Here is a 14,746-nt window from a genome sequence, read left to right as displayed (position 1 = left end):
AGCTCGGGAGGCACGGCAGCGGCCCCCGTACCCAGCGAACGGGACGGGAGAAGGGGCGGCCACTTGAGCGCCGTACGACGAGCGCCGGCCGGCCGTGCTCCGGCGGGTTTGATCCATTCCAGTGGACCTCCGAGGAGTCCAGTCTGTCCAATATATGATCTAGTAGTGAGTGATATGGAAAGCAATATCAACCTGTCGCGGCGGCTGCTGGAACAGTTCCTGGTGGTGGCGCAGGAGAGGCACTTCGGCCGGTCCGCTGAGCTCCTCGGCATGAGCCAGCCGCCGCTCAGCCAGTCGATCCAGCGTCTGGAACAGGTGGTGGGCGTGCGCCTTCTGGACCGCGGCCCCGGCGGTGTGCGGTTGACCGCGGCCGGTGAGGTCTTCGCGGCCGACGCGCGGCAGCTGCTCGATCTGCAGACCGCGATGGTCGAGCGGGCCCGGCGGGTCGCGAGCGGCCTGGAAGGGGATGTCCGGGTCGGCTATGTCAGCCTTCTCAGCCACCTCTACCTGCCCACGATGCTGCGGACGGCGGCCGAGCGCCTGCCCGGGCTCCGGGTGCATCTGCACCACGGTTCCTCGCAGGAAGTGGCCGACCGGGTGCGTACCGGGGCGCTCGACCTCGGTTTCCTGCGGGACCCCGCGCGGCTTTCCGACAGCCTCGTCAGCAGGGTGATCGCCACCGAGCGGATCGGTGCCGCGGTGCCGTGCGAGCACCGGCTGGCCGACACCGGTGGCATCGCCCTGTCCCAGCTGCGGGAGGAGGACTTCGTCCTGCCCGACCCGACCGCCTTGCCCGTCCTCGCCGAGCAGCTCCAGAACGTCTGTCACCAGGCGGGATTCACCCCTCGCGGGGCAGTGGTCGCCGACGACCTCAGCGGCCTGTTCAGCTACGTCGCCGCGGGTCTGTACGTGAGCCTGCTCCCCGAGGACCTGCGGCACCTCGCGGTGCCGGGCGTGAGCTTCGTACCGCTCCACGGGCCGACCGGCCGCCTGGACACCACCGTGTACGCCGTCTACCGCCCCGACGCCGACCGGGCCGTGATCCGCCTGCTGGAAATGATCACCAGCCTGCCACCGGGAAACCCGCAAGGTCTGTGACAGCCGTCCCGAGACCTCATCCGGACTCATGCGGCTCCGGGGTTCGCGCCCTGTGAAGTACGGCGCACTCGGTGATGGCGACAGTGAGGTCGGCGGGCTCGGAGGCCAGGCGGTGGGCGCCGCCGTGCTCGGCAACGGGGTTGCCACGGCCCGTATTGTCTTGATCATGACGGACATCAACGGCTTACTCACGGCCTACGACGAGCAGATGCGTGGAGCATCACTCAATCCGCGCGCCGATGTCACATTCGAGCAGGACGGGCCCCTGCTGCGGAGAATCGGACCACCGCACGGCTTCGTCTTCGCCCCACAGGACGTCGGAGTACGTGGCGTTGAGCTCGACCGGCTCATCGCACGGCAGCGTGATTACTTCACGGCGCGTGGTGAGATGGTGAAGTGGAAGGTCCGCGGGCATGACGAGCCGGACGATCTCACCGACCGCCTGCGAGCCGCGGGTTTCGTTCCGGAAGAGCAGACCACGGTCCTCATCGGTCTCGCGGAGGAGATGGCCGCACAGCCCGTTCTACCGGACCACGTCGCCCTCCGTCAGGTCACCGCAGACGCCGACATGCATCGCATATCCGACGTGCAAACGGCCGTCTGGGGGCCGGAGTGGGGCTGGATCGGCGATGATCTCATCGCACGCATCGCCACAGCCCGGGACGAGATCGCCGTCATAGCGGCCGAGGCCGACGGGGAAGTGATCTCTGCCGCGTGGCTGATCTTCCGCCCCGGAACAGAGTTCGCCCATCTGCTGGGCGGCACGACTCTGCCTGCATGGCGCAGTCAGGGCATCTACCGCGCTCTGGTTACCGCCCGCGCGGAAATCGCCGTCGCCCGTGGCATCAGATTCCTGCTCGTGGACGCCACCGACGACAGCGCCCCGATCCTGCGACGACTGGGCTTTCACGCCGTGACAACCGCCACGCCATACGTATGGTCACCGCCCCGGCATTGACTTGTACCGACCGAGCGGACGTCGTGATCCCTGCCAACGCGGCTCGTCCGCAGATGCTCGGCGAGTCTGCGGATCGGCCAGCGGGCGAAGGGCTTGCCCAGCGTTACGGGGCGGGTGGTGGCCGTCTGGATGACGGACTCCCCCATCGTCATCGCTGAGCACGCGGGGACGGATTCCCTCCCGCATAGGGGCCAGGCAGGGCAGCCCACTCTCGTCGAAGCGGTGGAGCACGTCACACACCGTTCCCTCGTCGGCCCGCACCGGCCGCGCGATCACCGGGACGGCAGCATCATCGCCCGACGGAACCGCACCGTGCTGGTACTGCTCCGCCGCACGATCCGCTGCAACTTCTGCCCCCTCGCTCCAGTCGATCGACGAGCCCTCACCAGCTCCGCCACCGCACCCTCCCCGCTACCCTCCCCGCGCCGAACAGACCTGTCGTCACATCCGACCTGGACAAGGCCGGTCGGGCCCCAACCCGGTGATCGTTTCCGGTCACAGCGCTGAAAACCGATCATCCGGTGCCGGGGCGAGTCACCTCCCTCGGCTTGGCGTACACCAGAACCGCCGGTCCGAGGTGGGCCACCGCGGAGTGGTCGCTGCGGTGCGGCCAGGAGCCTCCCGTCAGGCCGCCACTCGCCGAGGCCATTCGCATGATGCATGGCTCGTCGGCTTCTCCTCCGGCCAGTGCTCGCCGTCCCCGTTGAGCGGGTGCGGCACGGCCTGGCGGGTCACCGGCACAGGGCGGTGTCCAGCTGGCGGGTCACTCGCAGAGTGCGGTGTCCAGCAGGCGCTCGGCGTCCTCGCGGCCCTGCTTGGCGGGGCCCGGATTGGCGGTGACGGCGATGGTGGCGGCGCGGCCGTCGTCGGTGGCGGACGGGTAGGCGGCGTAGCCGCGGAAGTCGCCGTCGTGCCCCCACATCAGGCCGCCGCAGCTCAGCGGCTGGCTGGACAGGCCCAGGCCGAACCGGGTGCCCTTCGGGTACCCGGCGTCGGCCGGGATCGCCACGGTCGTCCGCATCTGGGCGAGCTGCGCGGGCTTCAGCAGCTTGCCGCCGAGCAGGGCGCCGAAGAAGCGGTTCAGGTCGCTCGGGGTGGCGATCAGGGCGCCGGCGGCCCAGGCCGCGGACGGGTCCATCTCGGTGACGTCCAGCAGCGGTGCGCCGGGCTTCAACGAGACGTAGCCGTGCGGGTGGACGTCCCGAATGCTTTGGTCGCCCACGGTCGGGAAGTAGGTGTGCCGCAGCCCGATGCGGTCGATCACCCGGCGGGTGATCTCCTCACCCACCGGGCGGCCGGTGACCTGCTCGATCAGCAGCCCGGCCACCACGTAGTCGGTGCTGCTGTACCTCCAGTTCGTGCCGGGCGGGAACTCTGCCTTGTGCTGGAGCGCGTGGTCGAGCAGCGTACGGGGCTCGTGGTAACGGTGGCGGTTGGTGACCAGGTCGTCCATGTACTGGGTGTAGTCGGGCAACCCGCTGGTGTGCTGGAGCAGTTGGCGCACCGTGATGCGACGGCCGTCGATGCCGTCGCCGCGCAGCAGCCTCGGCAGGTAGGTCTCGACCGGGGCATCGAGTGCGACCTTGCCCTCGCCGACGAGTTGCAGGACGACTGCGGCGGTAAAGGACTTGGTGACGCTCGCGGCCCGCACCTGCCCGTCGACCGGCGCCTTCGCCCCGGTCCGCAGGTCCGCGACGCCTGCGGCGGCATTACGGGTGTGCCCATCGCGACCGGTCACGGCGGCCAATGCGGCGGGGTAGCCGTCCTCTTGCACCAGCCGGTCCAGCCCGCGCTGCACCGGGCCGGCGGCCCGGGTCTGCGCGGCGGACGCGGGCAGTGTGCCCGCCAGGGCCAGGGTGGTGGCGGCCAACATGGCCGCCGCCGTGATCCGGCGACGGTGAGAGCGCTTCGACATGATGGGCCCTTCCTTTTGTACGCGGCTGTGGCAACAGGGACCAGCCTGCTGGCGCGCGGATCAGCGCACCATCCGGACAGCCGCAGGAGCCCGACTGGGGCTGTCCCCAAGTCAGTTGACCCACGAGCCGCATTGCGGAGCCTTGCCGTACACCGCGCCGAACGGTGCGGTAGCTCGCCGACGCCCCTCCCCCGCAACCGCTCAGAGAACCGCATTTGCTGCTTGGTCCCAGATTCGCGCCAGCGCGTCGGCCTTCATCTGGAGCCCCCAGCCATCGGCAGTGAATGCGTGCTGACCCCGGCCCTTCCAGCCACTCCTTGACGACGGGTAACGCGTTGGTGCCGACGACGGAGCGGGGCGGGCCGGGGCGAAGATCTCCGCGTTTGCGCCGGGTTCCCGTTGCGCAGCCGCCAGCCCCCGCCGTTCCGCCTTGTTCGCCTCGGACAGTTCCGTGGGCTCCAACTCCGCGGATTCCCCGAGCCGGTCTGCCGGGCAGCTGCCAGCAGCAGGAGACGCCACCGACTCCCCGAATGGGCCTACGAGACGGCCGTTGCGGCGTGTCGGAACAGTGGCGGCTCGGCCCCGCGATCGCCCCCGCTTCCGCAACAGCGCGGGAGACCCGCGATCCGGTCCCGGACGCCGTACTCATGCTGATCCACCCCGCCACGTAACACCCGTCGGCGGCGGTACGAGCCTGCGTCAGGTCTCTTGGCGTGGGCCGGAACAGGAACGACTGCCCGCTCCGCCGCGCAGTGGCGGAGCAGGGGGCCGGGGGGTGCGGTGGTCACAGGTTTTCCTGGATCCACAAGACCATGACGCTGGCCGCGCCGGCGCCGATGCCGTAGCAAGCGCCGCGCAGCAAGTGCCCCGCGGCGGCGCGGCGTTGTCGTACGGCCCATCGCACGAGCCGTTGCGTACGAGTGACGGCCTTGCGGGGGTCGGGGCGCTCTTGGCTATCGTGCATGGCAGGTGTCCTTCCGTACGGGGGAATGCCGGGCAGGGAGCCCTTCCGGCTGGTGGCCTTGGAACCGATGGCCGGATGGGCTCCTCCGCTGTTCTGTCAGCGGCGGCCGGTGAACTGGTGGAGCCGGTCGGCCAGGCGCCGGTCGGGCCGGGGCACGATGACGCAGGCGGCGCTGCGGGAGGCCAGCCGGTCGATCTCCTCCTCCAGGCCGCCGGTGGGGCCCTTCGCCATGGAGCCGTTGGTGCGTACGTAGTGGGCGACGACTTCGAGACCTTCGATGAACGTGTCGTCGGGGAAGCTGGATTCGTCGGTCATGGAGTGCGTCAGCTGGTGGTACCAGTGCCTGGCCTCCCTGGGCTCCCCGAGGTGGAGATGGTGCAGGTGCAGGCAGTAGGCGGCCGCGCGGTTGCCGGCTCCGGCGGCCAACTGCCACCAGAACTGCGCGGATTCGGGGTGCCCGGTCAGGTGGAGCAGGCAGGCGAACACCAGCGCCCCGGCGACGTCCATCTCCTTCTCTTCCACCAGATGCGCGTGGGGGCCGGCCCCTTCGGCGAGTTGGTCGACGTGCCCGGCCGCCCCTGGGCCGTTCAGCACCCAGCGGGAGACGACGCCGAGGCGCTGTCCGGCCTGGGCGGCGCGGGCCATGTCCGGCGGCGGCGCGGTCTGCGCGGCGTCCGCGGCCAGGCGGCGCAGGGCGGCTCCGACGTCGAACGCGGTGGGGGGTGTGGTGGGCACGTACGCGTCGGCCAGGAGGTCGTCGATCGTCTGGGTCACTGTCCTCGCCCTTTCCTCTTGTTGTTCCTGCTCGGGTGCGGCGGCAGTTGCAGGTGCACCCGCAGCCGGTCCCTGCCTTTGCGGCCGTGGTAGTCGACGGTGCGCTCGTCCAGCCCCATGAACCGGGCGATCTGGCGGGTCGGGTAGCCCATGAGGTGGCGCATCACGATCACGGTGAACTGGCGGGGCGGCAGCAGGGTGATCGCCTCGTACAGGCCGCAGGGACCGTCCGCCAGTTCCAGCTCGTCCCGGACCGCGCGCAGGCGGCGCGCTATCGGCCCGTTGATGACGAACGCGGGGTCGCGTCCGTCCCGCTCCAGTTGGGCGGTGACGTGCCGGTGGAGGACCGCGAGGGTGTGCTGCTCCAGGTCTTCTTCCTGGAGCAGGCCGTTCCAGCCCGCCCGGATCTCCAGGAAGACCTGGTGGACGGATTCCTCGGCCGCGGCACGGCTGCCGAGATGCAGTTCGGCGAAGGTGTGGAAGAACTCCTGGTGGCCCAGGTAGAAGGCTTCGAAGTCGATCGGGAGGTCCACGGAGGCGGGGACCGGCTGGGTCAGCTGGGGGCGGCGCGGCGCCGATGCCGCGTCCTGGTGGACGTCATCGCCGCTCACACAAACCTCCCCTGGGAGATGGTCATCGCAGGTCTCTTTCCACTGAGGCAGTAACACGTCAACTCACTTGCGCCAGAGGCTTGTTGGGCCTCACTCACCACCTAAGCGATTTCGAACGCGAACCACTCATGCACCACCCGGAAAATCTCACGTTGCACATACATATGCATACGAGAAGCAAGATCACGCCTGCCGGGCGCACCCCCTGACCAGCACACGCGGCGAGCGGATGGCCGCGCCGGTGACCACGTTCGTTCATCGAAGTGGCGTACATCACACGGGATGCGATCAGAAGGCGAGAGGTATCCGCATAGCAGTACAGAAATGGATGGAAGCGATGAAAAGCTTCCGCCGCGCGGCAGCGCTACCGCTGGACGCCGGTACCTCGGGCCCGGCGCGCGGGCCCGAGGTGCCGGGCAGCTCCTTCAGCGAGCCAAGACCGCGTCGACCGGTCCCCGACTCGGCCCGCGGGGATGTCACAGACGGTCTCCGCCGCCGCCGGGGGCGGCTGCGCCGGAGGGGCCGAAACACCCGGTGCCCCCCGGACGCGCGACCCTGCCCGCGTTCCAGCACCCCATGAACCCAGCATCCCGTTCGATCCATGAGGCCGGGAGGTCAGGCACCCCGCCGGAGACTCCCCCGATCGGCCGAGGTCCGCGCGGGTGAGACACTGTTTGTCATCAACTGAAGACATCATCTGATGTCAGTGTCTGATGACAGGAGCAGCCCGTCCCGTGCACCCGATATCCGGCCCCGCCCCCGCCGCCTGGCGACAACGGGCCTTGGTCCCCGTTCTCGTATCTCTCGGCATGCTTGTCGCGATCATCAGTAGCCTCGGTGCACCGCTGATCCCGACCATCGCTGCCGTGGATCACGTTTCGACCGCCGACGCGCAGTGGTCCCTGACCATCACCATGCTGGTCGGGGCCGTGGCCACGCCGGCCATGGGGCGTCTGGGAGACGGGCCGCACCGCAGAAGGGTGATCCTGACCGGCCTTGCCGTGGTGCTCGTCGGGAGCCTGCTGGCGGCACTGCCGCTGGGGTTCGCCTGGCTCATCGTGGGGCGGGCACTCCAAGGCGTGGGCATGGGGCTCGTTCCACTGGCGATCGCCACGGCGCGCGACTCCGTACCGCCGGAACGGGCCCGGTCGGCGCTGTCGACGCTCTCGCTCACGACAGCGGCCGGCGTCGGCATCGGCTACCCCGTCACCGGGCTGCTCGCCGAGAACCTCGGGATGTACGCGGCGTTCTGGTTCGCTGTGATCGCCACCACGGTGGCCCTCATCACCGCGGCCGTCGTACTCCCCGCCCCTCCACAGCGTCCGGCACACCCGATGGACATCCCCGGGGCGCTGCTCCTCACGCTCGGCATGAGCGGGCTCCTGTACGCCCTCACCCAAGGGGAACACTGGGGCTGGGGGTCGCCCCGGCTGCTGGTGCTGGGTACCGTCTCAGTACTGCTGCTGGTCGGCTGGGCTCTGCAGGAACTGCGTTCCGCGCATCCGCTGGTGAATCTGCGACTGGTCCGTGACCGTACGGTCTTCGCCGCGCACCTGACCACCATGATGGGCGGCGTCGGCATGTATCTGCTGATCTCCTTGGTGACGCGGTACGTGCAGACGCCCTCAAGCGCCGGGTACGGCTTCGGGGCCTCCGTGGTGGTCACCGGCTTGATCCTGGTGCCGTTCTCGGCGGGCAGTCTGGTGGCCGGCCGCGTGGTGCGGGTCCTGGTCCGGACCCGGCCGCCGGTGCGTCTGCTGCCCGTGAGCTGCCTCTTCTCCCTCGCGGCCCTGCTGACCTTCGTGTTCGCCCACGGCAGACTGTGGGAGGTGTTCTTGACGATGGCCCTGGCCGGACTCGGCGTCGGCGTCAACTTCGCGGTGACGCCCGGGCTTGTCGTCGAAGGCGTCCCCGCGCACGAAACAGGCAGCGCCATGAGTTTCAATCAGGTCGTGAAGTACATCGGATACTCCGCCGGCAGCGCTCTGAGCGCCGTGATCCTCCAAGCAGCCGGCACCGCCGGACAGGGGCTTCCGCCCGAGAGCGGTTACCGGACGGCCGGGCTGGTGGGATGCGCGGTCTGGGCCGCCACCGCCGTGGTGGCGTACGTCCTGATCCGGACCGGCGCGCGTGGCACCTCGGCGAGGGTGGCCAGAAGCGAACGTCGAGCGCTCGCGGCCGACACCGACCCGGGCCCGGACGGCGCGGGCATCGTCGCGAGCACCGGGGCGGAGCGGTGAGCGGCGAGACGCCGGGGCGCCGCCGCGACGCGGCCCGCAGCCGCGAGCTTCTGCTGACGGCGGCGAGCGAGCTGTTCGCCGAGCGGGGTTTCGACCGCACCACCATCCGCGACATCGGTGAGCGGGCCGGCGTGGACCCGGCACTGATCGCACGCTACTTCGGCAGCAAGACGCTGCTGTACATCGCCGCGCTGCACGCCGAGCGGGGCGACGTGGCTTCGCCCGACCTCTTCGACGAGCAGAGGCTGCGTGAGGTCTTCGACAGAACCGACCGGCGCGGGCCCGTCCCGCTGCTCCAGGTTGCGGTGCAACCACTGGGCGACCCGGCGGCGCAGGACGCCGCACGTACGGCTCTGCACACGCGACTCGTCGAGCCCCTTCACGAGCGCTTCGTCCGCGAAGGGGCCGACCGGCCGCGGCTGCGCGCCGAGCTGATGGCGGCTGCCATGACCGGGGTCCTGCTGGGCCGGCACTCCGGAGCCTTCGACGAACTGGCCCAGGCCGACCCCGGCGACCTGATCGAGCTGCTGCGGGGCACCCTCCTGAGGGAGGACTGACCGCTGGCCGCGGAGCGGCTCAGAGCGCGGTCGGGGTGGTCTTGCCGAGGGCCGCGTGCCGACGGGCGCCGTACGACGGCGGGATGACGGCCGGGGTCCGGGCGGGCACGGGGCCTTCGGAGGCGGTACGGGCTGCGCCGCGGTGCGGGGCCCGGTGTGCTGAGCGGTGTGTCCGGGGCTGATGGCAGCAGTCCCGGCCCCCCCTGCTCCTGCCCCCTGGGGCCCGAGGTGCCGCAAGGCCGATGACGGGCTTGTCGAGGTCGCGGGGGACGGGGGTGACGTCCGGGCCGCGGCCGACGTACCCCGTGGCGAGGCCGTCGGCGCTGAGGCGGCGGCGCTGAGGCGGCGCTGCCGAGGGTGTCTGCTGACTGCGGAGCCGACCTCTGGCAAGGTTCCGCACCCAAGCCGTTGCTTGCGTCGGTGCCGTGGCAAGGTCCTCCTTATGCGGATATTCAGATCCAGATACGCTGCTGCAATCCTCTTCCTGGGCGCCGCCCTGCCCCTGACCGCCTGCGGTCGGCAGCCCACCGGCCCGACGGTGCCCGGCGCCGCCCCGAGCCTCGGCACCACTCTCTCCCCTTCGCCCACACACTCCCCTGCCGGGCCCGCACGGGGAAATGTGGAACCCGACTCCCACGGCGGTGCCCCGCACTACCGCGAGAACAACGGCTTCAAGATCCCCGAAGACATGTCCCCCGCCGGCGAGGAGGTCGCCCGGAGAGAAGCTGACCGCATCGAACCCGTCGTCAAACGCCTCTGGAAACAGAAAGTGTGGGACCCGAAGAGTGTGCGGGCGGCGTTGCTCCAGCTCGGCTACCGCGACGAGGGCCCAGACAGCGAGCAGGGCCGTGGAACGCTCATCGTGCAGGACATGGGAACGCGGTTCGGACTCGCCGACACCCATCCCGTCAGGCCCGAAGGCGCCAGCATCGCCCTGCGGGTCCGCCATGACGCCTGCGTCACCGCGTTCACACAGCCCACCAACTACCTGGTCAAATTCAACGGCCGCTTCCCGGAGACCGGCTGCTTCGAACCGCGCGGCGGCCACTGAACTCTCCTTACGCAAGCCAGGCCACCGAGTTGGTACCCCGTTCAGGGGCGATGAGGACTTGTGGCGGTCGGCTACGGCTGCGTACTGGTGAGTGACACGCGTACATGCCTGGACGGCGGTGCCATCCGCGACAACCACGCGCGCCTGATGGCCTTTCAGCCCGTCGCTGAGAACGGAACCCTGGGAGCAGCCGTCGAAGCCGGCCGCGTCCGCTCGAATGTCAGGAGGCGATGGGCCCGCGAAGAAATCATGGGACTTGCTGCTGGGCTCTGCCGGAAGGGACTGCTGCGACTGCGCGTAGATGGGTCGCCAATCACGCGCGGGGCTACGGGCTAGGGTGTTTCCTTCGGATTATCCGCTCGCCCCGCCTTCTTCTCCGCCCTCGCCCGATGCTCGTCCAGAACCCCCACCGCGAGCACCGACAGCACCGCTGCCAGGGCGAAGGCGGCGGACAGGACGTTCAGCGAGTTGTAGGGGCCGCTGGCCGCGACGACGTGGCCGTCATCCAGCAGGCAATCGAAGCCCAGCGGGAAGTAGGACGGTTCGTACCCGGCGAGTTGGTCAAGTGCGTCGGGCGCGAGGGAGCGGCAGGGAACAGCGGGGGAGGAATTCGCGCCGGACTCGGCTTCGCTCGCGTCCCACTGGACTGCGCCGAGCCCGATCGTGTACACGATGACGGCTGCGGCGGCCGCCATGCCCGCGCTCCAGCCCAGCAGGTCCCTGGACCAGTCCGGTCGGCGCCCCGGGAAGGCCACCGATATCAGCTTCACCACGACCGCGATGCCCCAGAGCGGTACAGCGATCAAGGCGCCACACATCAGCGGGACGAACATATTGCAGCTGCCTTTCGGGCGTTCCGGCTCCAGCGACGGCCTGATCGTCCTGTGCCAGACGTCGTGCTGTGCCAGTCGGTTCCCTCGCAGCGCCGACTGCCCCAGCGGATCCTCATGTTCAACAGCCGAAAAGGGCGGTGTCCGCCTCCTTGTTGGCGATCGGCTTTCGTCGAACGACAGGAACCGCCTTGGTCGGTCAGCCGAGCGACGGGGTTCATGCTCAACCCGAGGATCGAACACCGAGATGGCGGCGAGACTTTCTGACGTGTCGTGCCGGTAGGGCGGGTCAGTGGGTGAAGGCGACGGATTCAGCGAGATCCTTCTGGATTTCAACCGCGGCGAGGCGTTCGATGAGCTCCACGTGGATGGCGCTATAGGTGTCGGAGCCGAGAGTCAGGCGCAGGGGCAGGCTGTCCGAAGCCCTCAACGCCGTCATCGCCTCCGGGACCGGCCCATGCTCCGGCAGCCGCGCACTCCTCACCGACGCTGTCGCCACGCTCCTCGCGGCCGGCGTCCGAGACGGGAGCCTACGAACCGACGTCGCCCCGACAATGTCCTCCTCCTCATGGGCGGCATCGCCTATTCCGTGCAGCACGGCACCAAAGAGCAAGCCCGCCCGCTCATCGACCTCTTCGTGGACTTCATGGACTTCATGGACTTCATGGACGCGCTGGCCAAGGACTCGACCGCGAGCTGAACCCAAGCTCCCGGGTCGTCACGCCAACGCGAGCGCAGCCACGGCCAATTCATCAGGTGGCTCTGTCAGGACTCAAGAGGTTCCGGACACATGCCGCGCACCGAGTTCCGAGCGCGTTCCAGCTCGGCTCGATAGTCGGGCAGGACGATGGTGCTGACCTTCTGCCCTTCCTTGAGCATCAAGTTCAGGACAGAGCGCCTCCTCAGCAAGCCGTTGCGGACGCGGCATCCGGTCGCAGTGCGGGGAGCGAGGAACTTCCCGGTGCGGTCGCCGCCCTTCTGGCAGCCTTGGGCATAGCCGCGCATCGCGTCCTCGTACCGGGTGAATGCCGCACCGTGGTCGCCCTCGGCCAGCGCGAGTTCGCCGGCCAGCACGTAGGCGGCCACAATGCCGGTTCCCGTACCCATGCCGCCGATGGTCGCGCCGCAGGCGGCGTCCCCGACGAGGCCGATCCGCCCCTTGGACCAGGTGTCCACATCCGCTCGGCTGATCGAGTCGAAGTACAGCTGCGGGGCCTGCCGCAGGGAGTCGAGGAGCCGTGGCACCTCCCAGCCGAGCCCGGCGAACGCCTTGGCGATCACGGCCTTCTGTTGCTCCGGGTCATGGCAGTCGTACGTCAGCTGAGGGGCCGCGAAGACGAAGAAGGCACCGGCCTTCGCCGCGTCCCACTGGTCGCCGCCGACGCTGGCGAGACGGCCTGGCGCATTGTGACCGACCGAAACCGGCCCCAGGCCAAGGTAGTTGGGGAGCTGCCAGGTGGCTGCGTAGTAGCCGAGATGGCGGACGAACCTCCCCTCGGGGCCGAAAGTGATCCGGCGCACGTTGGAGTGCAGTCCGTCCGCGCCGATCACGAGGTCGAACTCCCGGGGCACGCCGTGCCGGAAGGTGACCTGCACACCTTCGCCGGTCTCGGTGATACCGGTGATCGAGTCGCCGAAGATGTACTCGACATGCGGGAGGCTGTGCTCGTAGAGCACGCGGGCCAGGTCTCCGCGGAGTACCTCCAAGTCGCCGCCGGTGAACTCGGCCGGCAGGTGCAGCAACTGCCTGCCTTGCCCGTCGACGAAGCGAATCGGGCTGCCGCCGGTCTGGATCCGGCGCAGCTTCGCGAGCACCCCCATGCGTTCCAGCACGGTCAAGTGCGTCTCGCCGCGGAAGTCGACGGCCTGCCCGCCGCCGCGCAGGGCTGGTGCCAGCTCGACCACCGTGGGCTTGAACCCGTAGCGACCGAGCCAGTAGGCCAGTGCCGGGCCCGCGATGCCAGCACCGGATACGAGGACGTTCTTACTGATGGGTATCACTCTCCACACAACTGTGTCCACTGGACACTGATTATTAATGTGTACCGTAGACACAGTTCTGATGGCGTGCAAGACCGGAGACGGGAGCGGAGAAATGAGCGACGAACGGGACCGGACGGCACGGCTGCTCTGGGGCCCGCACCCGAAGCCCTCGCGGGGACCCAAGCCGGCGCTCAGCCTGGACCGCATCGCGCGGGCCGGTACCAAGATCGCCGACGCGGAGGGGCTGGCCGCCGTATCCATGCAACGGGTTGCCGGACTGGTCGGCGTCACCAAGATGGCGCTCTACCGGTACGTGCCCGCAAAGGCCGAGTTGGTCGCGTTGATGGTGGAGACCGCCATCGGTGAGGCCCCGCTACCGAACGACCTGCGGTGCGACTGGCGGCATCAACTCAGCGACTGGGCAAACCTGTTGGCCACCGTCTTCCACGGGCACCCTTGGCTGCTGGATGCCACCGTCGGCCCGAGGGTCATGGGGCCCAGGGAGCTGGCCTGGATGGAGCGGGCCATCGCCGCGCTGGACGGCACCGGACTCTCGGGTACGGAGCGGATGGACGCGGTCATCCTGCTGTCCGGCCACGTACGTTCAATCGCCCAGCAGGCCCGCGCTTCGGGGGCGGCGGGCGGCCCCGAAGCGCAGCTCAGCGTTACGCTCAGGGAGCTGATGCAGGCGCACGGCGAGCACTACCCCGCCGTCACCGCCGCACTGGCCTCGGCGGCCCAGCACGGCGGGCAGGACCAGGCACTGGAGTTCGGCCTGCAACGCATCCTGGACGGCTTGGGTCTACTCATCGCCCAGCGTACGAACTGATCAGGGCCGCCTCATCGTTCTGCTGGGGCTGCTGCGGCCGGGGCTACGGCACGTTTCCGATGTACTCCGGCTGCCTGATTGCCCTGGCCGTTGCCCTCGAACGCGCGCACCTGACCGTTACGGCGAACGTCTTCAACCGCACTTCCGTGAACACCGGCTGGATGACGGACGAGGTCGGCCGGAGAGCGCGTCGTGCGCCGCACTTTGGTGGAGTTCTTCTGCTCACGGGGCCAATGGGCCAACGGCCGACTTCTGACGAGCAACAGCGGTCGTACGTAGAGCACTCTCCGCGCACCAGGCCGGACAGGTCGGCCGGGTAGGTGCCGGAGGGCCGGGTGAGGTGGTCAGGCCGAGGCGCGGCTGCCGATCGTGAGCTCGACCTCCTCTCCCTCCAAGTTGAACTCCCGGACGAGCCAGGTGCGTTCCTCGATCCCCGTGCCCGCGCCGGTGGTGTAGGCCGGGACGGTGATAACCGGGCCCGCCGGGTCGTCGGTGCGTAGCTGCGCGTCGGCGCCCACCGCGTCGGAGAAGCGCAGGTCCACACCGATCGGCCAGGGGTCGGCGGCGAAGGACTGGGGATCGGGCAGCCCCTGCAGACGGCAGCGGGCCCCCGGAAACAGGTGCGTGTGACCGCACAGGGCCGGGAAGGTCTCCCCCTCGGTCGGTCCGGTGACGGGTTGTGGCATGGCGGGCTCCGGGAGACAAGGGGGTGGTCGACCCTCGTAGTGTGGCGGCAGGAGCGGGCGCACCACGGCATGCCAGGCCGCGCGGCCCCCGCCGTCACCTGGTCGGAGCCGCAGGAAGCCGGGGCGGGCCCGAGGCCGTTCTTCTTCACCACCTGTTCGTGGGCGGCAACCAGGGCTGGTGTGCGAGGTCGACGCCCCTCGGATCGGTGGCCATGCGGTCACGCTGGCCGTGTCGCTGTCGAGGGGCCAG

General features: G+C 69.5%; 14 protein-coding genes and 1 pseudogene. 6 read left to right on the top strand and 9 right to left on the bottom strand.

Annotation, left to right across the window (positions count from 1 at the left end):
• The first annotated feature begins 174 nt into the window (after positions 1-174).
• On the top strand, positions 175-1,098 hold the full coding sequence (locus AC07AB_RS37825; protein ID WP_478576684.1) for a LysR family transcriptional regulator: 924 nt from the start codon (positions 175-177) through the stop codon (positions 1,096-1,098).
• Between the two features lie 166 nt (positions 1,099-1,264).
• Entirely contained in the window at positions 1,265-2,056 is a 792-nt protein-coding gene (locus tag AC07AB_RS37820) for a GNAT family N-acetyltransferase (protein ID WP_478576682.1), read from the top strand.
• 38 nt (positions 2,057-2,094) lie between these two features.
• On the opposite strand, the pseudogene AC07AB_RS37815 reads toward AC07AB_RS37820, so the two are convergent.
• From AC07AB_RS37815 to AC07AB_RS37795, 5 genes and pseudogenes are all read right to left on the bottom strand, one after another.
• Positions 2,095-2,454, bottom strand: a pseudogene (locus tag AC07AB_RS37815) (helix-turn-helix domain-containing protein); the annotation flags it as partial.
• Positions 2,455-2,819: 365 nt separating this feature from the next.
• Positions 2,820-3,971, bottom strand: coding sequence for a serine hydrolase domain-containing protein (locus AC07AB_RS37810; RefSeq protein WP_478576657.1), 1,152 nt, complete (start codon positions 3,969-3,971; stop codon positions 2,820-2,822).
• Positions 3,972-4,755: 784 nt separating this feature from the next.
• Positions 4,756-4,935, bottom strand: a complete 180-nt coding sequence (locus AC07AB_RS37805; protein WP_478576655.1) for a hypothetical protein — start codon at positions 4,933-4,935, stop codon at positions 4,756-4,758.
• Positions 4,936-5,031: 96 nt separating this feature from the next.
• Positions 5,032-5,709 (bottom strand): hypothetical protein, encoded by a 678-nt coding sequence (locus tag AC07AB_RS37800; RefSeq protein WP_478576653.1) that lies wholly within the window; start codon positions 5,707-5,709, stop codon positions 5,032-5,034.
• On the bottom strand, positions 5,706-6,320 hold the full coding sequence (locus tag AC07AB_RS37795) for a sigma-70 family RNA polymerase sigma factor (RefSeq protein ID WP_478576651.1): 615 nt from the start codon (positions 6,318-6,320) through the stop codon (positions 5,706-5,708). Before AC07AB_RS37795 ends, AC07AB_RS37800 begins: the two co-directional genes overlap by 4 nt.
• A 713-nt stretch (positions 6,321-7,033) precedes the next feature.
• Between AC07AB_RS37795 and AC07AB_RS37790 the strand changes: the two genes are divergently transcribed.
• From AC07AB_RS37790 to AC07AB_RS37780, 3 genes are all read left to right on the top strand, one after another.
• Positions 7,034-8,560 (top strand): MFS transporter, encoded by a 1,527-nt coding sequence (locus tag AC07AB_RS37790; protein ID WP_478576649.1) that lies wholly within the window; start codon positions 7,034-7,036, stop codon positions 8,558-8,560.
• A complete protein-coding gene (locus AC07AB_RS37785) occupies positions 8,557-9,117 on the top strand; it encodes a TetR/AcrR family transcriptional regulator (RefSeq protein WP_478576647.1) in 561 nt (186 codons plus the stop codon). The genes AC07AB_RS37790 and AC07AB_RS37785 overlap by 4 nt, the downstream gene beginning before the upstream one ends.
• A gap of 619 nt (positions 9,118-9,736) precedes the next feature.
• On the top strand, positions 9,737-10,168 hold the full coding sequence (locus tag AC07AB_RS37780; protein WP_478576645.1) for a hypothetical protein: 432 nt from the start codon (positions 9,737-9,739) through the stop codon (positions 10,166-10,168).
• A 332-nt stretch (positions 10,169-10,500) separates the two neighbouring features.
• Here AC07AB_RS37780 and AC07AB_RS37775 read toward each other — a convergent pair whose 3' ends face one another.
• The 3 genes from AC07AB_RS37775 to AC07AB_RS37765 all read right to left on the bottom strand — a co-directional run bounded on the left by AC07AB_RS37775 (position 10,501) and on the right by AC07AB_RS37765 (position 12,990).
• Complete coding sequence (locus AC07AB_RS37775; RefSeq protein WP_478576643.1) at positions 10,501-11,001, bottom strand: hypothetical protein; 501 nt, start codon at positions 10,999-11,001, stop codon at positions 10,501-10,503.
• Between the two features lie 286 nt (positions 11,002-11,287).
• A complete protein-coding gene (locus tag AC07AB_RS37770) occupies positions 11,288-11,497 on the bottom strand; it encodes a hypothetical protein (protein ID WP_478576641.1) in 210 nt (69 codons plus the stop codon).
• Positions 11,498-11,763: 266 nt separating this feature from the next.
• The gene (locus AC07AB_RS37765; protein ID WP_478576680.1) at positions 11,764-12,990 is read right to left on the bottom strand and encodes an FAD-dependent monooxygenase; all 1,227 of its coding nucleotides are present in this window, start codon (positions 12,988-12,990) and stop codon (positions 11,764-11,766) included.
• Between the two features lie 103 nt (positions 12,991-13,093).
• On the opposite strand from AC07AB_RS37765, the gene AC07AB_RS37760 reads away from it, so the two are divergent.
• A complete protein-coding gene (locus AC07AB_RS37760) occupies positions 13,094-13,810 on the top strand; it encodes a TetR/AcrR family transcriptional regulator (RefSeq protein ID WP_478576639.1) in 717 nt (238 codons plus the stop codon).
• Between the two features lie 344 nt (positions 13,811-14,154).
• Here AC07AB_RS37760 and AC07AB_RS37755 read toward each other — a convergent pair whose 3' ends face one another.
• Positions 14,155-14,496: a hypothetical protein gene (locus tag AC07AB_RS37755; RefSeq protein WP_478576637.1), complete on the bottom strand. Its 342-nt coding sequence runs from the start codon at positions 14,494-14,496 to the stop codon at positions 14,155-14,157.
• Positions 14,497-14,746: the final 250 nt, after the last annotated feature.

The organism is Streptomyces sp. NPDC044033, assembly GCF_056434425.1.
This window is presented reverse-complemented; position numbering and strand designations above follow the sequence as displayed.